This window comes from Sediminibacillus terrae (genome assembly GCF_009602435.1).
GTDB lineage: Bacteria > Bacillota > Bacilli > Bacillales > Amphibacillaceae > Sediminibacillus > Sediminibacillus terrae.
On the sequence record NZ_VZDQ01000024.1, the window covers coordinates 27,720 to 53,553 of the forward strand.

Sequence of the window (25,834 nt, forward strand, 5' to 3'; positions counted from 1 at the left end):
CTCTTTCTCTACTTAAATGTGCTAGCCGAACCGACAAACCCGCGTTTTCTTATTGCAAATACGATAGCCAACACCAATAACTGTGTAACTCCCATGACAATAGCTACTGTGTTTGCCATATTGTAATTAAAGTTTCGCATCGCTTCTTCAAATGCCACAACCACAAACGTCCTTGTTTCAGAAGCAGGATTACCGACAATGACTGCAGTAGAATAAACCCCGATTTGCATAATCAGATTCAGGGCGAAAACCGTTAATACATTCGAGCGGATCAATGGCCAGAATACCCGCTTAAATGTGACCCAATGACTTGCTCCAAGCGTTCTTGCCGCTTTTTCCAAACTGGGATCGATTGAATCCATCATACCAACTAGATTAGAGGCAATAAAAGCTACTCCCAGAATGATCAATGCGATAAAAGCACCCCAATAGTTATAAACCAATGTAAACGGTTCATCCAGTATGCCCATGTTAATCATTGTCGTATTAAACCATCCTGTCGGTTTAAAGAAGGCGATAACAGCCATATCAATGATGATCGAACCCAGGGTTAAGGGAAATATCGTCAAACCGGCTATCAACCCGCCCCCTCTCATTTTGCCTCTGATAAAATAAGTGATGCCAAAAGCAATGAACAACTCCAGAATTGCGGCCGGGACCACTAAGTATAAAGTTCGCCAAATCGTGTCATAGTACTTTGCATTTGTGAAGAACTCGATATAATTATGCATCGTCATTGCCGATGAACCAGGTTCCTGAAAAGTCATGATAAACCCTTTTAACAAAGGATAGACAAATAATAATAAAAGAGGAAGCAATGACGGGAGAAGCAGGAGATAATCTCTTTTCCTGGTAAACACCTCTTGGTTCATGCTCTTCACTCCTTGTCGATGATTAATAGTTTGTCGGGATCAAGGTAAAGCTTCACTTCTTCACCCAATGCATAAGGGTTGAGTCCTAACACATTAATTTTGAACGTCCGGCCGCCAGCTGTTTCTACCTCATATCCTGTTGCACTGCCAATATAGTCACTGACTGTTATGTATCCTTGCAGTGAATTCATTCCTATTTTGGCATCTGTAATGATTTCCACCATCTCCGGTTTGATCGTCAAGATGACCTCATCTCCAACCTGGTGCTTTTCATCCTGTTTTACTGCCAGACGGACCGAATCGTTGTTCGTCTCGAAAATAAAATACTCATCCTGTACATCGACAAGCGTTCCTTCCAGAAAATTACCGTATCCGATAAAATTCGCAACAAAATAATTTTTCGGCCTTCCAAAAATCTCCTTTGGCGTTCCAATTTGTTGAATAACTCCATTGGACATGACAGTCACCTTAGTAGAAAGCGACAAAGCTTCTTCCTGATCATGTGTGACGTATATTGTTGTGATTCCCAGCTCATTGTGCAATTTTTTCAATTGCGTCCTCATTTCTTTGCGCAATTTCGCATCCAAGTTACTTAACGGCTCGTCGAGCAACAATACACGGGGGCGGATTACAATGGCACGTGCCAAAGCAACTCGCTGCTGTTGCCCGCCACTCAAATCCTTGATGAACCGATTTCCTAAATCGGTTAGCTGCACCATGTCGATTGCTTCATTAACCCGTCTCTTCTTCTCCGCTTTGTTTATTTTTCTCATGTCCAACCCGAATGCAATATTCTGCGCAACAGTCATATGGGGAAACAACGCATAATTTTGAAAAACCATGCCGATATCCCTACGGCTCATGTCGATTTGATTAATCGGTTGACCGTTAAAAATGATATCACCGGAAGTGGGCTGCAAGATTCCCAAAATCATGGATAAAATCGTTGTTTTTCCACAGCCACTGGGGCCGAGCAGGGTCATGAATTCGCCGTTTTCGATGGTAAGACTGGCATTTTGAACAGCAGTAGTAGAACCGAATCTCTTCGTTAAATCGTTGATTTCGACTTTTGTAGATTCCGAAACAAAACGTTTGTTATTTAAGGCCTGTGCCAAGATCTTCACTCCTTTATTTCCCCGCCTTACTAAAAGGCGGGGTGTATTCTGCACTGTCGATTTATTTCGAAGCTTGAATTTTCTCTTCCCACAAACTATAGCTTTTGTTCGTTGGTTCTAAATCCGGGAATAATACCCAGTTGTCTTCAGGAACATAAATGGTGTCTCCATCTTTAAATTCTGGCATGACACCTTCCAAATATTTTTCATAAGTGGCTACGCGCTCTTCCTCTAAATACTCGGGGGAAGCATCTCCGTTTGCTGGTAAAAAGCCTACAGCATAACCTTGTGATTGAATTTCTTTAGAGGTGGCAAATTCAAGAAAATCCAATGCAGCTGCCTTTCGCTCTTCTGGCAAATCCTTCAGCATTACATAGAAATGGGAATCGATAATTTGTTTGGTATCCTCTAATACGACAGTTCCAATATTGGGCGGGACCGTTCCTGTGGCTACTAAGTTGGCAAACCAGAATGGTGTATGCGGGATGATGTCCACTCCTCCCTCATAAAGCATATCAAAGCTGTCTGACGTCTTGGTTGGGTAATTATCAATCGTTTCGCCTATATCCTCTAAGTACTTCCACGTTTTATCGAGGGACTCAGGATCATTAAAGTCTTCCCCCAGCGATTGAGCCAAGCCAAAGAAAAATCCTCGTGCAGGTCCGCTGGAAGGGACAGCTGGATAAGTAAATTTACCTGGATTTTCGGTAATCCAATCTTTCAGTTCAGCATAACTGGTTGGCGGGTTATCTACTTTGTCTTTGTTGTAAGCAAGAATCGGACCTCCTGAGCCTGTCGTAACAGGTGCGCCATAACCATCGAACTTTTCTTTATAAGCGCTTCCAATTTCGTTCCATTGATCAGCATGGACCTCTTCACTATAATCCGGCAACAACTGCTCCCATAGACCATCCTTGATTCCCAATGGCAATCCATCTAAACCAGTGATGACCACATCAATCGTTCCGTTATCCCCTTGCGTTTTTATCTTGTTAATTACCTCTTGCGGGGTACCCCGCCCATATTCAACGTTGTATTTGTCGCCATACTCCTCTTCGAACATCGGAATCACGATGTCGTTATAATATTCATCACCACCGGCAACTGAATAGACTGTTAGTGTCGTCTTTCCTCCAGAACCACCGCTACCCTCGGCACCGCCATTGCAAGCTGAGAGCAACAGCCCAATTACAAACATTGTCGTTATCAAAAACAGTTTTTGTTTTTTCAATTCATTTCCCTCCCCAAAGTTTTAAAAATATATCAAAGCACCATAGACTCTGCTGGATTGATTCTCAGTGAATATTGCGGAAAATCACCTCCTTCAAGAACCGCCTTATGTAAGCGTTTGCATAAATAGAAAAATTGAAGGTTTGTTTTCTAATGTGTCAAGTTTTTTTATTCGTTTGTAGTCATACTAATATGTCAGCCTAACTTAAAAACATTTTAGTTATACTAGTATGTTAGTAACTACATTGTACCCGCTATCTTTAGTAATGGCAATATTCTTACAATTAATTTTAGCTTTTGGTGCTTTGTGGCTATTTTGCTCTTTGTAATGGGCCTCTGCCCTTGTCATTAGAAGCAGAGATCTATAGCTTCATGGATGAATGTTCCTGTTTTGTTGGTCCGGAATTCCCGACTTCCTGTAAAAATAGGTGTTCACTTGATCACGCCATTCCATGGCATTGTCCCGTTGCTTTTTTAACCGCTGTTTGACACTTTCAAATATGGCTTTATTCACCTTTCCCTCTATCATGTTCCACTTGACGATAAAGGCTTCTACCTCTTCCACCCCTTCAAAGTGGGTATCATAAATATGCTGGATGACCGTCTTCCCTGATTTCAATTGATGGGTGTAAGGCACATGATGGAAAAATAATAACAGTTCATCTGGACAGAGCTCTAACGAATCATATACTTTTGCATTCGGCTCTTCATATTGCGAGCTATACCCTGTCCCTGTTTCCACCGTCCGGTCCACACCGATGCCATCACGATCGGCAAAGTGATAAGTCCCCCATTTCGAATACTCATAGCCATCGACATTGGGACCATAGTGATGGTTTGGATTGACCATCCAGCCAATTCCCAATGGTGCTGTGTACTTTTCATAAACTTTCCATGAATGAAGCAAAATGTACTCGACCGTGTCGACCACTTCTCGATCATGCCCGAAGGTCAAATGAATCCATTCCTTTGTTATTTGTTCTGTTGTCAACTCAGGATTCCAAATTAATCGCCCATATCCATAAAGGTTCGCTTGAGCAAGGGTATGTCCGGTCCAGTTCGCGTCATTTCCGATATTCGAGACTGCAGCGATACCGCTATATTGATAGTCATGAAGCGATCCGTCTACAATCGACTTAATCTTCGAACCCTCTCCCTTTGTGTACGTTTCAAAATCCAGTACCTCTTTCCACTGAGGAATCAAGTAGCACACGTCGATTTGCTGACCGGTATATTCCTGTGCAATCTGAAACTCCAGCATTTGGTTGGTTTGTGTCATGGCTCCCAACAAAGGGGAAACGGGTTCGCGCACCTGAAAATCCATCGGACCATTTTTTATTTGCAAGATAACATTATCCGTGAATTTTCCATCCAACGGCTTAAAATGATCATACGCAGCTCTTGCTCTATCTGTACTTCTGTCCCGCCAGTCCTGTAGATGATTGTAAACAAAGCAGCGCCAAATCACTTTTCCGTCAAACGGTTTTAAAGCCTTGGCCAGAACATTTGCCCCCTCTACGTGTCCCCGGTTATAAGTGAAAGGACCAGGCCGCCCTTCCGAATCTGCTTTGACAATAAACCCGCCAAAGTCCGGAATATATTCATAGATTTCCGCTACTTTATCCTTCCACCATTTTTCCACCTCTGCACTAAGCGGATCGGCCGTATCCAAACCGCCCAGTTCCATCGGACTGGCATAATTAATGCTTAAAAAAGGGATGATTCCGTAAGCAGAAAAAATGGATGAAACCGCTTTCACTTTCGGCAAAAATGTCTTGCTGATCAGCTTCGTTTCTACGTCCCATACATTTACATTGTTGATCGAAATAGCGTTAATGCCCACAGAAGCTAACAATCTGGCATAATCTTTCACTCTTTTTAAATCTTCTTTAAAATCATTATCTGCATAAAAAATAGATTGACCGGAGTATCCTCGCTCGATTGAGCCATCCATGTTATCCCATTGATTGATCATCCTGAATTGATTTCTTGGTGACTCGACTACTGCGATTGGGTCAATAGGAACCTCTTTTTGCAGAAGTCTTAACAAATGAAATGCTGCATATAGGGCTCCTCTGTCGGTTTTTCCGATTAACAGGATAGCCCGTTCTTCTTTTTCAAACACGGACTTCAACAGATAGCCTTCATCTGTGATGTCTCGAAAAGTATTAGGAGAAATCCCATATTGCTTCAGGTCCACTTGCTCGTATGTACCTAAGACAATGCGCCCTTCACCGAATGCGTCAGGATTGAGGGTTACCCCTAACATAGACTGGATTCCCTTCTTCAATTCATCTGCCGCAGATTCCAAAATCTTCGACTCTTCTTTTACCTCAATTGTTGCCAGCCATTTTTTGTATTCTTCTTTTTTCGCTCCTATCGGCCTATAATGGAGCCAAGCTTGATAGCTATCGGTATCTAACATATCTTTCACACTCTTCACCCTTTCTAGAGAATGGCTCTGCATGTTCAACTAAAATAATTGGAATAAGCAAGCTTTAACTCTTCTTTTTCGTAATTCACCAAATTGAGATGTTCAAGAATTAACTTCTCAGCCATGTCGGCTTCCTTTTGCTGAATATAATTATAGATATCGCGATGCTGTGAGACGAGTACATCCCAGTCCAGGTCTGAAGCCAGCCTCAAGACACGCAGTCTGTCGAAATGGCTGTTCATTTGTCTGATCATCTTCCATGTCCGCAATTTATTACACCCTTCGAACAGCAGCAGGTGATATTGGTCATCCAATTCCAATAATCTGGAATACGATCCTTTTTCTAAACATAATTCCTGCATGGCTAAGTTCGATTCCAAATGGAAAAGCTGTTCTTCCCCGAATTTTTGACATGCCTCCCGGACGATGGCTCTTTCAATATTCTCCCTCACAAATCTGCCTTCTTCTACAAGATTTAAATCAATTTTTGAAACAATACTTCCGATTTGCGGAAAAATTCCCAGCAAGTTTTCCTGTGATAACTTTAAAAAAGCCTCCCTGACTGGTGTGCGGCTTACTTCCAAGTCTGCAGCAATCTCTTGCTCGGAGATTTTATGGCCTGGCTCCAGCTCTAATTCAATGATTCTTTTCTTTAAAGTTTCATAGACAAAACTTCTTGTTGAAAGGTTTTCCCGAGTGATCACTGATGAAATTTCCCTCACCCCTTTACGTAACAACCGTCATTTGATACTCTAATTGTACTAGTATGGTAGTTATAAAAACAGTATAGAGTGTTTATCTGGCAATTTCAATCCCTTTTTTCGCTTGTCTAAATCGTTTTTAACGTTATCCCCCTAAATGACAACGCTTGTAAAAGGGGTTGTGATTGTATATAAATCAACTGATGGAAGGAGAAAAAATGAAGAAGAGAAATGGAATGGTTTTAAGTTTACTGCTGATTTTTGCACTAGTTTTTGGGTCCTTCGGTTGGCAAAGCACCTCTCTTGCCAAAATGAAAACTTCAACCGAATCCCCGGTAACAGTTATTAAATGGGACAATCAACTTCAAGAGATGGACGGTTTTGGCGGATCATTTGCCTTTCACAAGGGCGGCTCGATTATGCGGTTGGAGGAGCCGGTAAGAACTAAAATCCTTGATCTGCTGTTCAGTCAGGAAAATGGCATCGGCCTTAGCATTGTGCGAAGCATGATTGGAGACGGCGGCATTAATGATTGGGGAAATGAACACTACGACGGCCCAACCGACACCATTTTGCCTTCACCTGAAGAATATGTGTGGGAGAATCCCGACTGGGATAAAGAAGCATTTGACCAGTATCAGATTTGGATCATGAACGAAGCTAAAAAACGGGGCGTGGATACATTCTTAAGCACTGCTTGGAGTGCTCCGGCCTGGATGAAGCAAAACGGCAGTGTAATCGATAACGGCACAGCCCCAAACAAGCTGAGAGAAGATATGTATCAGGAGTATGCAGACTACTTAGCAGCATACGTGGAAGGATATAAGGAACACTTTGATCTCGATATCACCCACATTTCTCCAGCAAATGAACCGGATTTCTCCGGTGGCTACTCCAGCAGTTTGTGGACACCAGAAGAACTGAACACATTTGTCAGGGATTTTATGGGTCCGACGTTTGAAGAGAGAGACATTCCGGCCGACATTGTTTTGGGGGAATCAGTGGGATTCAATGAAGAATTCGCTCTTCCGGCCTTGAACGATCCGATTACCAACGAGTACGTCGATGTAGTTGCCGCCCACGCATATACTGGATTGCAAAACGGGGGAACAGAACCAGATCCGGAAGCTTTCCACCAGACACAGGAATTGGGGAAAACCATCTGGCAAACCGAATACATGAACCAGGGAAGCAACAAACAAACTTTTGAACATAATACGATTACAGACGGACTTAGATACGCCAATTTAATTGGCAATATGTTTGAGGAAACCGGGGCGAATGCCTATTTTTGGTGGTGGCCGGCAGCAAATAACGGAGCTGATGGTTCGGATTTGATCCGCCTCGTTAATGATGGCAGCGACCAAGGCATCGCACCGACGGAAAATGGCCAATTCCGGATTTTTAAACGTTTTTACACCTTCGGAAATTATAGCCGTTTTATCCAGCCCGGCTACCAAATGATTGAGGCCGATAAACATCCAGCAGAAGATATCATGGTTACCGCCTATAAAGATCCTCAGACTGATAATTTCACCATCGTAGCAGTAAACAACAGCGACCAAAATCAAGAGATTACTTTTGACCTGGAAGGATTCCCGGGAGATGCAGAAGCCGTAATACCTTATCGCACTTCTGCCAGTGAGAATCTTGAAAAACTAGATACGGTCGAAACAAACGACAACCAATTTTCAATGGAGCTTAGAGAATCCAGTGTTACAACCTTTATTCCTAAACAATTCGAGCTTCCTGCTCTTCCGGATATGAAAGATGTATTTTCCTCTTATGTGGCAGCAGAGAATGATGGCCAATCCTCGGGACTGCAAACCATGGAGAGTAAAGCTGGTGACAAAGTGATCACCAATGTCAGGGATGGCTCCTATATCAAATATACGAATGTGAATTTTGCCGATGGGTCAGCCAGCGGACAGGCCGATAAGCGGGGAATCCTCAGTATGAACGCTACTGTCGCTCCGATTGCTGGAGGTACCATTGAGGTTCGGCTGGACGATCCGGAAAATGGCAAAGTAGTCGGAACGATGGAAGTGCCTAGAAACGGAAACCCGAATGACTGGAAGATCGTTTCTACCATGATTGACACTAATTCTACTGAGGGCGCAAATGGTTTCCACGATTTATATCTTGTATTCACTAACGATAACCATAGTAACAAGAAGATGTTTAATGTAAAGGAATTTCAGTTTAGTGATGAAGTAGTCGAATAGGTGCGGCTGCCCTCATTTTGTTGGGGGCAGTTTTTTATTGTTTTAAGAGGGTTTTCTAGCAAAATGGAGAATTAAGAATGGTACTAGGAAAGGAAGGTGGTTATTATTGATTGTCAAAAAAAGAGCAGTTCCACGCAAACTGCAAGTGCTGGAAGCATTGATTCGCCGTTTACCTGCAAGTCACTCCAAATTTCCCTCTATAAAAGAAGATTACGCCAGAAGACTCACCGGTTATCATGGTGAAAAGCAGATCGATTTCCATCTAACTTCTCTCCCTCCAGATTCCTTTTCCATCTTTCATGATTTACGCCTCCCTTACAAACAACATTTTTTTCAAATGGACTCTCTACTGCTGTCGAAAAAGTTTGCTGTTATTCTGGAAATAAAAAATGTGACGGGCACTTTGCTGTTTGATCAAACTTTCAATCAATTAATCCGGACTGCAGACGGGAAAGAGGAAGGTTTTCAATCGCCTCTTGTACAAGTTGAGAGTCAGAGAAGGAAGCTATTGGAATACTTTCAACAGAACAAACTTCCACTATTGCCCATCGAATCATTTATCGTGGTCAGCAACCCCAGGACAATTATAAAGGCAAGCGGCAACATTGAAGATATCTCGCGAAAAGTAATTCACTCCGAGTATTTAACAGAGAAGTTGAATGAAGTAAAAAGTCACTATGCAAAATCTCCCTCTTATTCTTTAGAAAAGATGCGAATTTCCCTTCTTGATTCCCATATCGAAGAACAAGTCAACGCCTATACATTTAAAGGAATCAGAAAATCGGAAATCCGGGCAGGGGTCCAATGCCCTGATTGTAAAACCTTTGATATGGAAAGAGTTCATAGCAAATGGATATGCTCTTACTGTAAAAGTGAATCAAGAGATGCACATTTACAAGCAATCGCAGACTATATGCTTCTATTTACCCCCTTCATTACAAATCATGCGTGTCAACAGTTTCTTCATATTGATCGACATACGGCTAAGCGACTCCTAAGTAAAAATTTCTCAGCAAAAGGATATTCAAATCAGAGAAAATATTATAATAAATAATTGTTCTATTCATTATATTATATGGAGGTGATCTTCTTCCCGTGGGAATTGTTCTTCTTTCCGGGGAAGTCGCTCCTCTTTTGAGCCTAGTTGATCTTCTTCGTCCAGGTTGATCTTCTTTTTCTGGTTTTCGCTCTTCTTCCCGGGGGAGTCGCTCTTCTTTTGAGCCTAGTTGATCTTCTTTTTCCGGGATGATTTTCTTTTCCTGGAATTCGCTCTTCTTCCCGTGGAAGTCGCTCCTCTTTTGAGTCTAGTTGATCTTCTTCGTCCAGGTTGATCTTCTTTTTCTGGTTTTCGCTCCTCTTTTCGGAAGAGTCGCTCCTCTTTTGAGCCTAGTTAATCTTCTTCGTCCAGGTTGATCTTCTTTTTCTGGTTTTCGCTCCTCTTTCCGTGGGAGTCGCTCCTCTTTTTACTTTAGTTGATCTTCTTTTTCCGGTTTTCGCTCTTCTTTCCAGGGAAGTCGCTCTTCTTTTCTTACTACTCGCTCTACTACAGGAACTACAACAACAGAAAAACCCCCGACTACGTCGGGGGTTCTCTCATTATCTATTTATTTCTCCGGTGCCAGTTCTATTGCCTGACGCAATGCTTCCAGTAAACTTTGGTCATCGGCGATACCGGTGCCGGCGATGTCGAAGGCGGTGCCGTGGTCGACGCTTGTGCGGATGATCGGCAGGCCGACTGTGATATTGACGCCAGCTTCCAGGCCGAGCACTTTGATCGGTCCGTGGCCTTGGTCATGATACATGGCGACCACAATGTCGAAGTCACCGCGTTGGGCGCGGAAGAACAACGTGTCCGCAGGAAGGGGGCCTTCTACGTTGATTCCTTCTCCTGTAGCACGTTCGATGGCCGGAATGATTTTTTCTTCCTCTTCACCATAACCGAACAAGCCGTTTTCACCTGCATGCGGATTGATACCACAAACGGCGATTTTCGGCTGTTTGATGCCGGAATTGCTTAACGTTTCATGAGCAAGACGGATAACGTGATAAACGCGTTCCGGTTCGATCATGTTGATGGCGTCAATCAGTCCGACGTGCGTCGTTACATGAATTACTTTCAACTTCGGTGATGAGAGCATCATCGAGAAATCTTTCGTGCCGGTTAATTCGGCCAAAATTTCTGTGTGGCCCGGATATACATGGCCGCCCTTGTGCAGTGCTTCTTTGTTTAAAGGCGCGGTACAAATGGCATCAATCCGGCCAGCATTGGCAAGTTCGATCGCCGTTCTCAGATATTCGAACGCTGCATGCCCTGCTTCCGGAGAAACTTGGCCAAACGGCAAGTCTACCGGTAATATATCAAGATCATAACAGGCGATTTCACCGAAAGTGGTGTCTTCAAAATTTTCTGCTTCATTCACTCGTTTAATGGTGATTTCGGTATCGAGCACTTTTGCTGCCCGTTCCAGCATTTTGGCATCCCCGATGACAAATGGATGGGCATTTTCGTATACTTCTTGTTTTTGTAAACTTTTCACGATAATCTCTGGGCCGACACCTGCGGCATCACCCATAGTTATACCGACGATTGGCTTCTTGCTCATCATGTAAGACTCCTTTCAATTCCTGCATCGCTCGGTAAATCGATTCTGTTTGTCCGAACGCTCCTGCTTTTGTGACTGCTGTAATTTCACGGCTGGTTCCAATCAGCGTGCCGACAGGAATTCCCGCCTCTATTTGTTTGATCAATCGGAAGCCTACAGCCCCTAAGTGGCGGGCGGTTTCTTTGGCGGTATCACCGCCTGTCAGAATAAAGCCTGTCAACTTTGAATGCTGTTCGGCGACAGTTGAAACAACCTGGCCGATGGCTTCCGAAATACGTTCTCCGATTTGGTTTTTACTAAGTTCCAGTTCTTTTCCCAGTTGCTTCACCTGTTCACGGATTTGCTGGTTGGATGGAACATAAAGCACAATGTCCTTCCCCTGTTTTAACGCGGCTTCGCTCATCTGCACATAGTGTACCGCATGTTGCTGCCAATTACCGGAAAAGATTTGCATGGTGTCGATTTCCACAGGTACGACGTTTTCCTGCTCCTTGGCATAGTGGACCTGCTGCTGCGTTACTTCCGACAAGCTGCCGCAGACTGTCATCACCTGCTCAGAATGCGGGACCACACTTGGCGCGGATTGATCACCTAGCTTAAGAACCAACGGAAGCACCTCTGCCAAACCGGCTGAACCTGCCCAGACAAGGTTGTCAGCCAACAATACCATCCGCTCCACGATGGCTTGCAGGTCGGCTTGTGTTTCGGCGTCACACACAATATATTGCACGTTTTGTTCCTTGAATTGTTTTATTTTTTCGACCCAGGAAACAAAGCTTTTACGTAATTCATCGGCTTTTAGCAATCCGACAGGCGCTCCGATTTCCTCTTCAATGATTGCCGGGATATATGACTCGGTGACGGGATGCTTGGGATCCTGTGCAATTTCCGTCTCGGAAATCTTCACACCTTTCACATAGTGATGACCGTCCACGGTCGTTCTGCCGTAAGGGGGAAAAGCCGGAGCTACAATGACAAACTCCGGTTGAAACACTTCCCGTACAGCTTCCAGTTCTGTTCCAATATGGCCGCGTAACGTAGAATCCATTTTTTTATAAATATGCTGATAGCCTGAATTTTTCAAGTAACTTGCTGCTTTTTTTGTTACATCATAGGCATCTTCCCTGCTTAATGCCCGGGAATTGGTGTCGATGACAATGCCTTTATCTACCTTTTCCTGATGGGTTGGGATATCAAACAACACAGACGTGTCGATACCTTTTTCTGTCAGCTGAACACCGCTGTCATTAGCGCCGGTTAAATCGTCTGCGATTATCCCGATTACTTGTGCCATACTAATCCCCCGTTCTTAAGATGCAGAGATTGAAGTTGCTTTTCCAGAAGAGGTATCTTTCTCTTCGTAGTCTCCAGGAAGGTTTACTCCCTTTTTCTCCAATCGTTTTACTAAAAATGCAATATATATCGGTAATAAAATTGCTGTTGTCACGGTCGACGCTGCGACCTGTACTGTCGCAAGATCAGTAACACTGGCGAAGCTGGCGTTTGCCGCCGCGATGGCTGCTGGTGTCGCCACTGCATTTCCCGCAGTAGAACCTTCTGCAGCTCCGACAATCGGATTCCATTTGAATGCTTTAAACACAAAGTAAGAAATGGTTCCTGTAAGGAAAACAGTCATCAAGCCAAGCACGATACCTGTCAATCCGCCTTCGATGATTTTACCGAAATCGATTCCCATACCAAGCGCAAAGGCGAAGAATGGAATAAGCATCGAACTTCCCTTGTCAAGGAAATCACGCATATCCGAATCCAAGTTACCTAAAACCATACCAACCAGAATAGGCAGCAGAACTGCGATGAAAGATTGCAGCGAGAACATCCCGTCAACGAAGCCCATTGCCCCGAAAATGGACAAAGCGACCATGGTGAAAAACGGTCCATCGTTTAATGCCAGCAAAGAATATGCCGCACGGTCTGTTTTGTTGCCGTATTGGCCGACGATGGCGATATACAAACCACCGTTACTGTTGGTCATTGCAGCGATGATGGCGATCGGTGCCAATCCAAGCCATAGCCCGTTATCTCCTGCCAGTGCGTAGGCAAGCAAACCGAATGCTGCACCGACGACCCATTTTGTCGTCAACAGTGTGGCGCCTTTCCCAAGACTGACTCCCACGTTGCGGAAGTTGATTTGTGCACCGGTACATAATAGGAACAAAGCGATCAAGGTACTTGCCCCATCCACGAACAGTGCCTGTGTGAAGTTACCGATTCTGAGTAAATCAGGAGCAAAGGTATTCAGGATCGCCGCCAATAGTAACGGAACGACCATCATGCCCCCTGGAATTCGATCTAACGTTGCTTTAATTTGCATTTTTCTTCCTCCCCCATTTTAACATGATTGTTTCAAAATAAAACAATATAATTGCTATAAAGCGTTTTCAGTTATTATATTAATGCAAACAGTTACAAAAAGCAACACAATTTGTAAAATTTTTGACGAAAAATACAACATTTCTCTTTCGGTCACGTTTTATTTTGCAACAAAATGGCGTAAGCTCAGTGATTGAGCTTACGCCAAAGCGTAGATCGATTGATTCCCAATCTTTTTGCCGCCTTCGATTGATTCATTCCTTCTTCTGCTAATACCTTTTGCATGATTTGCTGCTCCATATCAGCCAACGTTCCCTGGATGGAAAGGATGGATGTACCTTCTTGAGCAGCGAGTCCAGTCTGCGTCTGCAGGACAGATGGAATAATGTCCTGTTCGACGTAATATCCGTTTGTACGCATGCTTAGTTCTCGCACGACCAGTCTCAACTGATCCAAATTTCCGGGCCATTCGTAATTTTGCAATTCCTGGACTGCCTCCTGCTTGATGCTTAATGTTTCACTGCCTTGATTGGCGTGAAACTCGGATAAAAAGTAGTGGACGAAAGCCGAGATGTCCTGTTTCCTTTCCCGCAATGGAATCAAATGCAATGTAATAGCGGCCAGGTGTTGGAAGAGTTGGTTGTCCAAACGTTCGGCTGCGATTTTCAAGTCTCCCATCGCAATTACGGATACTCGTTGCTGTTTCCCAAAGAGCAGCTGCAACAACACCCTTTGAACGCCTGTCTGGAGTTTGTCTGTTTGTTTTAGTAAAACGGTCCCTCGCTTTAATTCTATAATCGATGCTCTGCTTTCCAGTAAATGTAAATCCTCCTCAGTGACCCTGGCACCATCGATTACAATCATCGGAGCCTCCTGACCAAAACGTTCAAAATGAATGGCCTGTGCAACCGTTTCGCGCCCAGTCCCCTTTTCACCGGCAATCCATATCGCCTCTTCCGCTCCCGCATAATTATGTACACACTCTTTTACGTTTTGAGCAAAGGGGCTATTACCGATGATCGGCATGTGAGCCGGATTGCTTTTAATCTGAATCGCTTGTTCGGTCGCTTGCGATAAAAAGGAAGGACGGAGCAGGATCCCAACGAGCGAATCATCCTTTGTCGGAAAGGTCTGCACAAAATAAGACCGGTTCTTGCCAGCGATTACGGCGGATTGCTCTGCTTGCTGACCGTTCGTTTTTTGCAACATCTTCAGGACAGATTCTGTCTGCAAAAGATCCTGATCAAGAACCGTTTCGGAATACATGGGATTACTGGCCACGACTTCACCGTCTGGTTTGGCCATTGCAAGTGCAGCGGGCAATGATTCAAATGCATTCTTTAAATGGGAGAACTGGGTTTTCACTTTACTGAACAGCCTGTGAATCCGTTTCGCTTCATTGAAGGCAGCCAATACCGCTTCCTTTCCGGATGTGATAAGTATCCCCCTTAAGCCGACCTGCTCTGCCGTCTGGACGGTAACGACATCTCCCATGACTACCGCGTAGCCTGCTTGTTTCAATGCTTCCAGGTGTCCTTTCACTTCTTCGCCGCTCCCGATGGTAATCATTTTGATGTCATATTCGAGAATATTGCAAATCGTAGCCGCTCCTTGCGAAATGTTAGGAAATCCAACCATTGCCACGCCTGCCTCCATGTCGCGGACCAATGTGAACACCCGTAGCATGTCATAGCCGGTGACATCGATCTGGATAACCGGTATTGACACAGCTTCTTCGATCAAGGAAGCCGTACCTCCCCGGCTGATTATCAGATCATAGCCGTCTTTCTCCGCCTGACGGGCCAATTCCACACCTTCCTCTAAGTTTCCGACTCCGATATCTATGGCAAGTTCCTTTTCTTGTTGTCGAAGATGCTTGACTGTCTCTGCTAACCCAGAATATGGAGCAATCACCATTGCTTTAATCATGATTATCCCTCTTTTTCTATTTCTGTTGCAAATTTCAACAAGTACATTATGTCATAGATTTTCGGGTATGTCATTAATAGGGACAGCCATTCAGGCGTTTAGCAAGTCATAGAATCTGTTTATACTTATGAGTAGAGGAACTTTCATATTATTTAAGGAGCCTTTATATGATTAAAATAGTTGCCGTAACAGAAGAAAACCGAAAATGGACCGACATCGATATAAGAGATGTCGATTTTTCACAGTACAAATGGTGGTGGATCGATTTCAGCGAGCCGGACTCCGAAGAAATCAAGCAGTTGGACACCGCTTTGCATTTCCATCCGCTCGCCATTGAAGACTGCATTCATAGTCTCCAGCGTCCCAAGCTGGACTACTATGATGATTTCTCTTTTTTCGTCACACATGCCATTCGTGCTGAAAGTCTCGAACAGCGGGAAATCGATTTTTTTATCGGAAGCAATTATGTGGTAACCTTCCACCACTGGGATTCTGCCGAGGTTCAGCAGGTATGGGACAGGTTGATGCAGCAAGAGGATCTGACTGGCTGGGATGAATACCGGGTCTTTTACGAAGTATTGGACAAGGTCGTCGACAACTTTTTTCCGATAGTTTATCACTTGGAGGACCTGATCAATCAAGTTGAAGAAAATCCGGAGGACAAGCCGATGGATGTACTGCTCGATCAGCTTTTCGATTTAAGGCACGAGCTGTTGCGATTGCGCCACACGATCAATCCAATCAGAGATTTATTTTACCGGATGTTAAGCTCCCATCGTTTGGACGGAATCCGGGAACGGAGGGAATACTTCGCCGACATTTATGACCATTTGATGAAGCTGTCTGAAATGGTTGCATCCAACCGGGAAATCACGAATGACATCCGCGACAACTTTATTTCCGTCAACTCTTATCAGCAAAACAAGGTTATCCAGGTACTGACCGTCATCACCTCGATTTTTGCGCCTTTGACCTTCATCGCAGGCATTTATGGAATGAATTTTGTCAACATGCCTGAATTGGAGTGGCAGTATGGCTACCATGCCTCCCTCGCCGTCATGTTTATTATTACAGTAAGTATGATTATCTGGTTCAAGAAAAAAGGCTGGTTCGGATAAAGCATAGCATCGGAGGGGGGGACAGTCCCCATAATGAAGACGCATAGAGAGGGACTGTCCCCTCGGATTCATGGTTTCCCGACAAGCTTCTAAATAGGGACGGATTTTGCATCCCTGAAGGTTGATATCCAAAGGATTTGTATGTTTCGAAACGAAAATGGAGGCTTAAGAGGGTCAGTCCCTCCTAAGCCTTCCAAAAATCCAAAACGCCAAAAAGGGACTGTCCCCATAAATGGGACAGTCCCTTTTTGGCGTTGATGTTTTAGTTTTCAGGAGATGTCACTTGTTTGAACCCTAATTCGGCTAACGCTTGTTGCAATGTCGCCCTTGTTGTCACCCCTTTGTAGTCAAGGCCGAGATTGCCGATTGTCTGCGCAACCTCTGGACGAATGCCGGTAATGATCGCCTTGATGCCAATCAAACTGAGCGCTTTTAAAATTTGAAAGATTTGATCGGATACCATGGTATCGATCATCGGGACACCCGATATATCCAATATGACAAAGTCAAGTTCGAGATCCGTCCCTTCCTTTAACACAATCTCTGTTATAAGCTGTGCACGATGGGTATCGATTTCTCCGACAATTGGCACGGCAGCGATTCCTGGGGCGACTGGAACCACTGGAACAGACAACTCTTCCAAGGCACTATAGGCAACCTTCATAAGACGGTCGTTATGTTCCTCGTAAACATTTCCAATCACCGCACTCACTTTGTCCAGCAATGGATCAATGATCTTGGATACATCCAACATGGTAATCGGTGCAAACTGCCGACTTTCCAACTCCCTGGTGACCGCATCCCATATCACCCTTCGGTAAAAGGAAACTGCCCGTAAAGCATCACTCAATTTCACATTGTAGCGAATCGTAAAATCAGAAACGCGCCTGGCCCAATCTTCCACTGAAGGCAACATGGTTTCGGATTCCTTATATAAGGATTCGCCCAAATACTTAATCAGCTCTGCCCGGAATTCCGTACGATCCTCGATAGGCATTCCCGAATTTACTAGACTGTTCGTATAATCATCATCCATAGCCCTTTCAAGTTTTTCCGCCAACTCTTGATGCATATTGACTACTTTATTCCCAATATACTCCAATTCGTGTTTCAAAGGAATACCACCTTAATTAATTGGTCTCTTTTATCTAGAATATAGGATATTGGACAGAAAGGGCAAACAATATAGGTTTGTAAATTTTATCCTACCATTAAAACAGGAACTGGATAGGTCAGGTTTTGAGATAAATTGGCCAACCACGTCTGTATTACACAATCAAAACACTTCACGCGACTACAAAATCAGGGTGCCCCGGATATTCTCGTCACTTCTGAATTACAGAGATTGAATGATAGGTTGGAGAACCGCCGGTTATAGTAAGTAATGACCGACGGTTTTGAGGGTAGGAATAATTTTATTTTAGTTTTCCTGGCAAGGCATGGATTGACTCGATCAACGTATTCAGCTTTCCTTCGATACGGTGAAGCAAGTAAAACGTCACTGCTGCCGGAAAACCGACATCCGTCGCCAAAGATAACCACGTCTCCACGCTTCCTCCTCCTCTCCTTGGTTTAGGGGACAGACCCCAAATTCGGACTTTCCCCGGGATATGTCATCGAGAGGGACTGACCCTTCCCCGACTAAATCGTGCTGCATCAAGCTTTAAGATGTGTTGCTAGTCAGATCGGCCGCTCCAGGGGACTGACCCCAAATCGGGGTCTGTCCCCGAAATTGAAGGGGCGGTCGATGACCGCCCCCTTTGCTTGTTGATTATAATTCGATTTCTTCGACGTTTCGCTCGACTATTCGGGCACTTTTTTTGCTGACGAGGTCACCGCCGGAAGAAAAGAACGTGTTTTGATTGATGATTTCATCCATCGCTGCATTGACAGCGGCCGGGTCAGCGGGTTCCACCGGCTGATCAAGGGATATCGTCACGGTTTTGTCCTCTTCATTCAAGAATTTAAGCTCCAACTTCTTCATGTCTCCACCTCCTCCCTCTATTGAGAAAATCGGAACACTACTGCGCGTCCGCCCTACCTATTCAATAATAAGCGAGCTGTCATTTCGCTTAATTGAATAGAGTTCACGTTGCTGCAAATCCGCCAGTGCTGTCGAAACAACAAGCAACTGGTCTGCAGTCGCCGCTGTTTTTACGTTGTTGAAGGTTTTGTTTTTCAGAATCGGCTCTCCGCTTTCCCCGTCTACACCGTCTTGAAAGACCAGCTGCAACCGGGAATCCACCTTTTGCATGTCAGCCATACCACTCACCTCCTTTCACTTCCATGATCGCCGGAAGTTGAAAGATAGGTGCTAAGAAAGGAAAAGACTCCTTACTCCACTCTGACTCATCTGGGAATCCATAAGACGCATCCAGCTTTTCAAAAAGCCGTAAAGATTGGCTTACGCCAATCTATGACAAGGAGAGGAGACTATTGAGATAACGCACGCCACAAGAGTCATTATTTGAGCATTTTAAAGATGTGTCACCCAGAGGAGTTAAAGAGAGAGATTAAGTAATACATCACGTACTACAACCACTACCGATTCAATGCAATTAAAAAAAATGACCCCTGTTCAAACAGAAATCATCTTCTTGATCCAGCCTAGATTTTTTTAATGTCCTTTACATAGGGTACACATTTAAAAAAGGAAAATGTTTTTATAGAAAGTACTCCATTAAAGTTTGCTAGTTTGAATAATCTTTGGTAGCTCACTATACAGAACGGACATCACTTCTTGTAAGGAAGCGCCATTCTCACTTCTTAACAAAAGATGCTTTAATAGTTTCTCCAAACGCTTCAAATCCTGGGTATCATACACAAGTTTTGTATCTTTTTCTGTAAACTTACTCATTTATATCACTTTTTTTCTTTAATAACTTTTTTCTTCTGGAAATTGTAGTCGAGAAAAGTTTTTCAATTTCCAAAAGCCTTTCCGCTTCAGTATCTTGAAGGATATATCGAACCGTTTTTTTTACAGACTTAGGTAATTCATCAAATTGTTTCATATCTGTCAATCCTTATGTTGTAAGATTTTTCAATAATTACTTTACCATTTTAACAGGTAATGAACTGTTATACAATCTTCTATCCTATATGAGATGAACTCACTATTAAAAACGATTATTTAATTAAATCAAAATTCAATTTACTAGTGTCGGATTTCAGTGTAAAATAAAAAATAGTGTTTTATCAAGGATTAGCTCTATCAATAAGGAGACTAGTGAATGGAAAATAATGCCCAACAAAGACGAATAAGGAAACGAAAAGTAAAGAAGCGGAGACGCCTTTTATTTATATTTTTGCCAATTTTGATTTTGATTGGTGCTACGACTGCCTATGGGGCATATTTATATAATAAAGCAGATGAAGTTGTCAGCGACTCCTATGAAGATGACGGGAGAGACAAATCGGAGCTTCGTGAAAAAGAAGTGGACCCGGACGTTGATAACGTTTCGGTATTGTTCATCGGCGTAGATGAAAGCAACAAACGTGACAATGAGGGAAGCTCGCGCTCTGACGCTTTGATGCTTGCCACGCTTAACAAGGATGACAAAAGCGTCAAGCTACTAAGCATTCCACGTGATTCCTATGTGTATATTCCGGAAGTTGGATATAATACCAAAATTAATCATGCTCATGCTTATGGAGGTCCTAAAGCATCCATTGAAGCGGTAGAAAGTCTACTCGACATACCCGTAGACTACTATGTGAAAATGGACTTTGAAGCTTTTATCGATGTGGTCGATGCCTTAAATGGTATTAATGTCGATGTTCCTTATGAAATGTCTGAACAGGACTCTAACGATAAAGCAAACGCTATTCATCTATATCCCGGTGAGCAAAACCTAAACGGCGAAGAGGCATTAGCTTTGGCTAGAACGAGGAAACAGGATAACGACATTGAACGGGGTAAACGTCAACAGGAAATCATTAAAGCTGTGATTAAAAAAGCTGCCAATATTGGATCGATAACAAAGTATGATGACATTATGGAAGCAGTCGGAAACAACATGACTACGAATATGCGTTTTAGTGAGATGAAGAGCTTTATTTCTTATGGTACCAGCGGCAATCTGAATATAGAGACTCTTAATCTCGATGGCCAAGATTCGATGATTGATGGCATTTATTATTACCAACTTGATGAAACCGATGTAGCAAATAAACGAATCGAATTGCGTAATCATCTCGATTTGGAAAGTACTGAACATCCAGGTGAGGATGCAAATGGGAACAACGATTATCAAAATGATTCTGATCAATCCACTGAAGAACCATCCCAAGACGGGACGAATGGTAACGACTCCTATTCGGATCCTAGTCAGGGTGAGCAAAATAATCAATATGACAACTTCAATTCAGAATCAAGCTACTAATTCAAGAACCGCGGATAAGCAAAATTGCTTATCCGCGGTTCTTTTTTTACTATTTTTACCGATAAAATAGTTCTTTTTCATCCTTTAAAAAGGGACACATCGTCGGAGTTTACAACGAATAAAATATGGGTAAAAACAAGATACTGAACCTAATGGGAACTGTCGTTAGAGAAAGGAAATCAGATGATGGAAAAATTAGCGAAAATACATAAAGGAAAAAAATTCATTTACAAGCAAGCAAAACGCCAAATCAGAAAATTGCGTTCTCACCCCTTCCGTATTTCATCCCTCTTCTTTGAGAATAATCAATTGATAGTAGAATTGATAAATCGCGGTAAGAAGAAGCAAACCTTTTCAGAAGCAGCTTTACTTTTAAGAAGTATGGATGAAGAGAAAACAGAATATTACTTTCCTCTCTCCCATTTCTTAAATGGTCGTTACGAGCATCAAATGCATACTTCTCTAGTAATGGAAGAACTACCCGACTTTTCCGAGACCGGAAAGTGGGCTTTCTATTTAGTGGATAAAGATAAATTGTACCGTCTTCCTCCTTCTAAATCTTTTCGCAAGGAAATTTATAGCTTTGCCAATAAAAAAGTAGAAGGAAACCTAATTATCGAACCTTATATCACCGTAAACGGAAATGTCAGCCTGCAGGCAAAGGATACCATTCTGGACAATCAATTGTACCAGGTTCCTAACTTCGTCGATCAAGTGACCACTCTGCAAAGCAGCTTGAAGATAGAAGGCTGGGCAGACTTTTTTCATGAGGATAAACAGCATATTCAGCTGTTAATACAAAAAAGGGACTCTACTTTTCATTATTACCGGCCGATAAGATGGCTGGATGATGGTAGATGGCAAGCAACGGTGGCCTTTTCCGGAATGGACTATCCTAAAGGGACTTGGGATTACTATTTTCATCTGGCAAGCGGTCAGAGATTCAGGATAAAAGTCAAAAACAGCAAAGTCCTTGCTTACCAGGATCCCCTCTATTATCAAACGGAAAAAGAATCCAGAGAATTACGCACCTACATGACGAAAAAAGGCTCTTTGTCTTCCAGAAGCCGGATGGCCTTCATCCGGCTTCGCGGGTTGGAAAGTTCCTTGGTGGACAATTGGTCCGTGCATATGCACGGCATATTGAGGAGTTATTTGTTAAACAAACACGACAGTGATGCTCCGATGCAGATCGCTTTGCGTCAACGAAATACGGATGAGTTTCATTACTTCCCAATAGAAGTCCAGCGTGATCCTGCATCCGAAGGGTTTTTATTTGAATTCCCGTTCGACTATCGGGACATCATTCCCTTTGAAGATATCGACAGTATTCGTTGGGATGCCTATTTACAATTAAAAATATATGGCGAAAAGCATCTGTTTCGCTTGCGAGTCAAATCAGGAACAGTAGCATATAACTCTCGTATCCAGTTCCAAAATTCTACCATTTATCAGGCATTTTATTACCCGACAGTGAAGAACCATTTGTCCGTGTCTTTAACCGAACTGACCGTACAACGTGATTTGCAGCGATTCAATCTCAAAGATGGTCACTTGCAATTAAAAGGGTATGCCTATCTGGATACAGTCAATTTCGATCATCCTAACGTAATCGAGCGCTTTCTGATTATCCGGGAGCGGGAAACGGAAGAGGAAATAAAAATACCATTACTTTCAAAAAAAGTGAACCGACTGCATTCCAGACGATACGATTATCGGTTTGCGGGATTTGATATCAGTGTTCCACTTGAACGGATATATACTCACCTAAAAACCGAAGACAAAGAAATTTATGATTTATTTGTTGAACTTCATTACAAAGGCATTGTCCGAGAAAGAAAGTTAGGTGCACAACAATACACTTACTATAAAGATGAAATTCTTAGAGAGAACACCGTCCCATACGACGGTAATTATATAAGGAATTACTTGACCTACACACCTCGAGGGAATCTTAAAATAGAATCTATTTCTTTCTCTGAAGAAAAGCTGCACTACTTGAAGTACGGTCAGTATATCGATCGTTTTCGGAATCGGCACCGGGATATTTGGCTGGTTGGGGAACGACCGGATACCGCCCAGGATACCGGTTACCATTTCTTTCGGTACTGCCGGCTGCATCATCCGGAAAAAGAGGTCTATTATGTAATTGACCGGGATTCCGAAGATATACGTAACATACTGGATTTAGGTAATATCCTCTACAATGGTTCAGCAGAGCATTTACGAATGGCTTCACTGGCGTCAGTGTTCATTGGTTCTCATGATCCAGATTACTTCCTGCCCGCCAAAGGAGCAGAGTTACAGTCCTTTAAAAAGGGAAAACGAATCTTCCTGCAGCATGGCGTGTTAGGCAGAAAGAATGTAGAGTACCATCGCAAGTACTATAAATATCCATTTCATATGGTATGTGTCAGTTCCGAGCCGGAAAAGAAACTTGTCATGAATAAAATGGGATATAAAGACAGGGAAGTGAAAATCACTGGTCTTTCCCGTTTTGACAACTTGCTGACCGAGCATCATGAAGAACGCTCGATTCTCGTGATTCCAACCTGGCGGGAATGGTTAAAAACAGAGGAAGACTTTTTGGAGTCTGAGTATTTCTGTCGGTACAACAATTTGTTGAACAACGAACGCCTTCATGATTTACTGGAGAAATACGATGTCACCTTGAACCTTTACCCGCATTATCGCATGCAGCAGTTTATCGAACATTTCAGCGGCCTTGCCTGCGATCGCATCAATGTATTGAAACTTGGTCAGAAAAATGTTCAGGAACTAATCATGGAAAACAAATTGATGATCACTGATTTCTCGTCTGTATCTTTCGATTTCAATTTCATGGCGAAGCCCGTCGTTTTTTATCACTTTGATGCAGACTCCTTTTTCCGGGATGGTATCCTGCGTCCGATTGAGGAAACCTTCCTAGGGGACATCTGCCGGTCGGAAGAACAAATGGTCGATGCGATTGAATATTATTTATTAGATAACTTTCAAGAGCACTCTTCCGTATCCGAAAAGAAATACTTGATTTTTTCCCAAGTGGACCGGGACAACTGTAAACGTATCTATCAGGAAATCAACCATATATAAAAAAGGCCGGAAATCTCGGCCTTTTTTTATATTCTATCAATATTTTTTTAGTATTATCCGAAACATAAACTCAAATACTTTCAGAATTCGTCTCCACCTAAATGGCTGCTTTATAGTTCGATAAAGCCACTCTAGTTGAAGATTCACCCACAATTTAGGGGCTCTTTTAACTTCTCCAGCGATTACATCAAAGCTTCCTCCCACCCCCATAAACAGACCTTTATTAAATTCATTGTAATATCTCGTTATCCATTCTTCTTGTCTTGGGGAACCTAATGCTACAAATACTAAATCAGGTTGACTGTCCAATACTTCTTCCATGACTGTACGGTCTTCCAATTCAAAAAAGCCATGGTGCCTTCCCGCGATATGCAAATATGGATGAAGCGATTTTAACCGCTCGATCATTTTTTCACTTACTTCTTCTGAAGCACCTAAAAAAAAGCAACTTAGTTTCTGATCTTCCGCGTAACCGATGAGATGAGTCATTAAATCAAAACCGGCAATACGTTCCTGAATCGGCTGCTTTATTAATTTTGAAGCCATGACAATCCCAGTTCCATCAGGAATAATAAAATCAGCCTGCTTGACCATATTTTTATATGTCTCATTTTCTTTCGTTTTCATAACAATTTCAGGATTGGCGGTGACAATGTATGTTTTCTTTTCCTCAGCTATTCTAGGGTAAAGATGTTTTTCCAACAGCTGCTGTTGGGACAAATTGAGGAAAGGTATATCCATAATGGATACATGGCTATTTGTTTTCAACACAATAAACAACCTTTCAAGTCTAGTTATTTAATCTCATTAAAAGTGAAATCTTATAACTAATAAATATGAATAGAAAAGGATATATCAAGCAGATAATCACAGTATTATACCTGTCCTATTATGCCATTAAACCGTGGCTTCGACAATTAGTATTTTGTTAATACAAAGCAAAGCTATATATCCAATTAAAAACACCACCAATAGTGGCGGTGTTTATAATTATTCGGATGGTAATGGTTGTTTTCGGGCGCTTTTTAGAGCGTCATCACGATGTTTTTGTTTTTCCTTTTTAGACATTTTCTTGAAGGTCTTTAAAAATTCTTCATATTTTGGCATTACTTCTTCAACTGTCCCATAATCTTTCACCTTTCCGTATTCCAACCAAAGCACTTTTTGACAGAATCTTTTCATCTGACCAATGGAATGGCTGACAAAGATCATTGTTTTGCCCTTTTTTTTAAATTCATTCATCTTCTCCAGGCTTTTTTCAGCGAAGGCCTTATCTCCAACTGATAAAGCCTCGTCTATAATCAGAATATCAGGATCAATCGTTACAGAAATCGCAAAACCCAAGCGAGACTTCATTCCACTTGAATAAGACTTTACTGGTTGGTCAATAAATTTTCCTAGTTCTGCAAACTCAATGATATCAGGCTCCATTGCTTTTATTTCTTTTTTTGAAAATCCGAGCATCAAACATTTCAACTCGATATTATCTCTTCCAGTAAGTTCTTTCTTCAACCCAGATGAAACAGCAATCAAGGAAGCTTGCCCGTTTAACTGTACTTTCCCAGATGTCTCGGGCACTATCCCTGCGATTATATTGGAAAGTGTTGACTTCCCTGAGCCATTCACACCAACAAAACCGACAATATCACCTTTTTCCGCTTCAAAGTTGACATTATGAAGCGCATAAAAATCTTCTCCAAAATTTTTAGGCAATATCAAATCAAATATTCGTTCTCTTGAGTTGTTGTACAATTTATATTTTTTCGAAACATTTTTAACTATAATTGATTTTTCCATATTA

At 42.6% G+C, this 25,834-nt stretch carries 21 protein-coding genes; 5 read left to right on the forward strand and 16 right to left on the reverse strand.

Annotation, left to right across the window (positions count from 1 at the left end):
* Positions 1-8: 8 nt before the first annotated feature.
* The 5 genes from F6X55_RS11480 to F6X55_RS11500 all read right to left on the reverse strand — a co-directional run bounded on the left by F6X55_RS11480 (position 9) and on the right by F6X55_RS11500 (position 6,355).
* On the reverse strand, positions 9-872 hold the full coding sequence (locus tag F6X55_RS11480; RefSeq protein WP_153463400.1) for an ABC transporter permease: 864 nt from the start codon (positions 870-872) through the stop codon (positions 9-11).
* A gap of 5 nt (positions 873-877) precedes the next feature.
* Entirely contained in the window at positions 878-1,987 is a 1,110-nt protein-coding gene (locus F6X55_RS11485) for an ABC transporter ATP-binding protein (RefSeq protein ID WP_237648651.1), read from the reverse strand.
* A 61-nt stretch (positions 1,988-2,048) separates the two neighbouring features.
* Positions 2,049-3,218, reverse strand: coding sequence for an extracellular solute-binding protein (locus tag F6X55_RS11490; RefSeq protein WP_153463402.1), 1,170 nt, complete (start codon positions 3,216-3,218; stop codon positions 2,049-2,051).
* Positions 3,219-3,587: 369 nt separating this feature from the next.
* The gene (locus F6X55_RS11495) at positions 3,588-5,642 is read right to left on the reverse strand and encodes an alpha-glucuronidase family glycosyl hydrolase (RefSeq protein ID WP_153464032.1); all 2,055 of its coding nucleotides are present in this window, start codon (positions 5,640-5,642) and stop codon (positions 3,588-3,590) included.
* A gap of 44 nt (positions 5,643-5,686) precedes the next feature.
* Entirely contained in the window at positions 5,687-6,355 is a 669-nt protein-coding gene (locus F6X55_RS11500) for a GntR family transcriptional regulator (RefSeq protein WP_153463403.1), read from the reverse strand.
* 215 nt (positions 6,356-6,570) lie between these two features.
* Here F6X55_RS11500 and F6X55_RS11505 point away from each other — a divergent pair, with 215 nt between their 5' ends.
* Together F6X55_RS11505 and F6X55_RS11510 are read left to right on the forward strand one after the other, a co-directional pair.
* Positions 6,571-8,577 (forward strand): glycoside hydrolase, encoded by a 2,007-nt coding sequence (locus tag F6X55_RS11505; protein ID WP_237648652.1) that lies wholly within the window; start codon positions 6,571-6,573, stop codon positions 8,575-8,577.
* A gap of 106 nt (positions 8,578-8,683) precedes the next feature.
* On the forward strand, positions 8,684-9,631 hold the full coding sequence (locus F6X55_RS11510) for a nuclease-related domain-containing protein (RefSeq protein ID WP_161993077.1): 948 nt from the start codon (positions 8,684-8,686) through the stop codon (positions 9,629-9,631).
* A 550-nt stretch (positions 9,632-10,181) separates the two neighbouring features.
* Here F6X55_RS11510 and pdxA read toward each other — a convergent pair.
* From pdxA to F6X55_RS11530, 4 genes are all read right to left on the reverse strand, one after another.
* Entirely contained in the window at positions 10,182-11,180 is a 999-nt protein-coding gene (gene pdxA, locus F6X55_RS11515; RefSeq protein ID WP_419866468.1) for a 4-hydroxythreonine-4-phosphate dehydrogenase PdxA, read from the reverse strand.
* Entirely contained in the window at positions 11,143-12,474 is a 1,332-nt protein-coding gene (locus F6X55_RS11520) for a four-carbon acid sugar kinase family protein (RefSeq protein WP_153463429.1), read from the reverse strand. Before F6X55_RS11520 ends, pdxA begins: the two co-directional genes overlap by 38 nt.
* Positions 12,475-12,489: 15 nt before the next feature.
* Positions 12,490-13,512 carry a 2-keto-3-deoxygluconate permease gene (locus F6X55_RS11525; protein ID WP_051382142.1) on the reverse strand — a complete coding sequence of 341 codons (1,023 nt, stop codon included), beginning with the start codon at positions 13,510-13,512 and terminating at the stop codon, positions 12,490-12,492.
* A gap of 185 nt (positions 13,513-13,697) precedes the next feature.
* Positions 13,698-15,440, reverse strand: coding sequence for a sigma-54-dependent Fis family transcriptional regulator (locus F6X55_RS11530; protein ID WP_153463431.1), 1,743 nt, complete (start codon positions 15,438-15,440; stop codon positions 13,698-13,700).
* A gap of 167 nt (positions 15,441-15,607) precedes the next feature.
* On the opposite strand from F6X55_RS11530, the gene corA reads away from it, so the two are divergent.
* Complete coding sequence (gene corA / locus F6X55_RS11535; RefSeq protein WP_026570720.1) at positions 15,608-16,558, forward strand: magnesium/cobalt transporter CorA; 951 nt, start codon at positions 15,608-15,610, stop codon at positions 16,556-16,558.
* Positions 16,559-16,820: 262 nt separating this feature from the next.
* On the opposite strand, the gene F6X55_RS11540 is transcribed toward corA, so the two are convergent.
* The 5 genes from F6X55_RS11540 to F6X55_RS20070 all read right to left on the reverse strand — a co-directional run bounded on the left by F6X55_RS11540 (position 16,821) and on the right by F6X55_RS20070 (position 19,569).
* Positions 16,821-17,672, reverse strand: coding sequence for an STAS domain-containing protein (locus tag F6X55_RS11540; RefSeq protein ID WP_153463433.1), 852 nt, complete (start codon positions 17,670-17,672; stop codon positions 16,821-16,823).
* Between the two features lie 301 nt (positions 17,673-17,973).
* The gene (locus F6X55_RS11545) at positions 17,974-18,108 is read right to left on the reverse strand and encodes a YvrJ family protein (protein ID WP_081704599.1); all 135 of its coding nucleotides are present in this window, start codon (positions 18,106-18,108) and stop codon (positions 17,974-17,976) included.
* 221 nt (positions 18,109-18,329) lie between these two features.
* A complete protein-coding gene (locus tag F6X55_RS11550) occupies positions 18,330-18,542 on the reverse strand; it encodes a DUF2922 domain-containing protein (protein WP_026570722.1) in 213 nt (70 codons plus the stop codon).
* A gap of 57 nt (positions 18,543-18,599) precedes the next feature.
* Positions 18,600-18,821, reverse strand: a complete 222-nt coding sequence (locus tag F6X55_RS11555) for a DUF1659 domain-containing protein (protein WP_026570723.1) — start codon at positions 18,819-18,821, stop codon at positions 18,600-18,602.
* Between the two features lie 586 nt (positions 18,822-19,407).
* Positions 19,408-19,569, reverse strand: coding sequence for a hypothetical protein (locus F6X55_RS20070; protein WP_202616138.1), 162 nt, complete (start codon positions 19,567-19,569; stop codon positions 19,408-19,410).
* Between the two features lie 219 nt (positions 19,570-19,788).
* Here F6X55_RS20070 and F6X55_RS11560 point away from each other — a divergent pair, with 219 nt between their 5' ends.
* Positions 19,789-20,940: an LCP family protein gene (locus F6X55_RS11560; RefSeq protein ID WP_153463435.1), complete on the forward strand. Its 1,152-nt coding sequence runs from the start codon at positions 19,789-19,791 to the stop codon at positions 20,938-20,940.
* Positions 20,941-21,126: 186 nt separating this feature from the next.
* Positions 21,127-24,033 carry a CDP-glycerol glycerophosphotransferase family protein gene (locus tag F6X55_RS11565; RefSeq protein ID WP_161993078.1) on the forward strand — a complete coding sequence of 969 codons (2,907 nt, stop codon included), beginning with the start codon at positions 21,127-21,129 and terminating at the stop codon, positions 24,031-24,033.
* 36 nt (positions 24,034-24,069) lie between these two features.
* Here F6X55_RS11565 and F6X55_RS11570 read toward each other — a convergent pair whose 3' ends face one another.
* On the reverse strand, positions 24,070-24,804 hold the full coding sequence (locus F6X55_RS11570) for a WecB/TagA/CpsF family glycosyltransferase (RefSeq protein ID WP_237648653.1): 735 nt from the start codon (positions 24,802-24,804) through the stop codon (positions 24,070-24,072).
* Between the two features lie 219 nt (positions 24,805-25,023).
* Positions 25,024-25,830, reverse strand: coding sequence for a teichoic acids export ABC transporter ATP-binding subunit TagH (tagH, locus tag F6X55_RS11575; protein ID WP_153463439.1), 807 nt, complete (start codon positions 25,828-25,830; stop codon positions 25,024-25,026).
* Positions 25,831-25,834 lie beyond the last annotated feature (4 nt).

Bases quoted from the DNA above. Each gene is read 5' to 3' on its own strand.
- F6X55_RS11480 (WP_153463400.1), bottom strand. From the start codon at position 872: ATGAACCAAGAGGTGTTTACCAGGAAAAGAGATTATCTCCTGCTTCTC.
- F6X55_RS11565 (WP_161993078.1), top strand. From the start codon at position 21,127: ATGGAAAAATTAGCGAAAATACATAAAGGAAAAAAATTCATTTACAAG.
- F6X55_RS11550 (WP_026570722.1), bottom strand. From the start codon at position 18,542: ATGAAGAAGTTGGAGCTTAAATTCTTGAATGAAGAGGACAAAACCGTG.
- F6X55_RS11525 (WP_051382142.1), bottom strand. From the start codon at position 13,512: ATGCAAATTAAAGCAACGTTAGATCGAATTCCAGGGGGCATGATGGTC.
- tagH (WP_153463439.1), bottom strand. From the start codon at position 25,830: ATGGAAAAATCAATTATAGTTAAAAATGTTTCGAAAAAATATAAATTG.
- F6X55_RS11530 (WP_153463431.1), bottom strand. From the start codon at position 15,440: ATGATTAAAGCAATGGTGATTGCTCCATATTCTGGGTTAGCAGAGACA.
- pdxA (WP_419866468.1), bottom strand. From the start codon at position 11,180: ATGAGCAAGAAGCCAATCGTCGGTATAACTATGGGTGATGCCGCAGGT.
- F6X55_RS11505 (WP_237648652.1), top strand. From the start codon at position 6,571: ATGAAGAAGAGAAATGGAATGGTTTTAAGTTTACTGCTGATTTTTGCA.
- F6X55_RS11495 (WP_153464032.1), bottom strand. From the start codon at position 5,642: ATGTTAGATACCGATAGCTATCAAGCTTGGCTCCATTATAGGCCGATA.
- F6X55_RS20070 (WP_202616138.1), bottom strand. From the start codon at position 19,569: ATGAAACAATTTGATGAATTACCTAAGTCTGTAAAAAAAACGGTTCGA.
- corA (WP_026570720.1), top strand. From the start codon at position 15,608: ATGATTAAAATAGTTGCCGTAACAGAAGAAAACCGAAAATGGACCGAC.
- F6X55_RS11520 (WP_153463429.1), bottom strand. From the start codon at position 12,474: ATGGCACAAGTAATCGGGATAATCGCAGACGATTTAACCGGCGCTAAT.
- F6X55_RS11555 (WP_026570723.1), bottom strand. From the start codon at position 18,821: ATGGCTGACATGCAAAAGGTGGATTCCCGGTTGCAGCTGGTCTTTCAA.
- F6X55_RS11560 (WP_153463435.1), top strand. From the start codon at position 19,789: ATGGAAAATAATGCCCAACAAAGACGAATAAGGAAACGAAAAGTAAAG.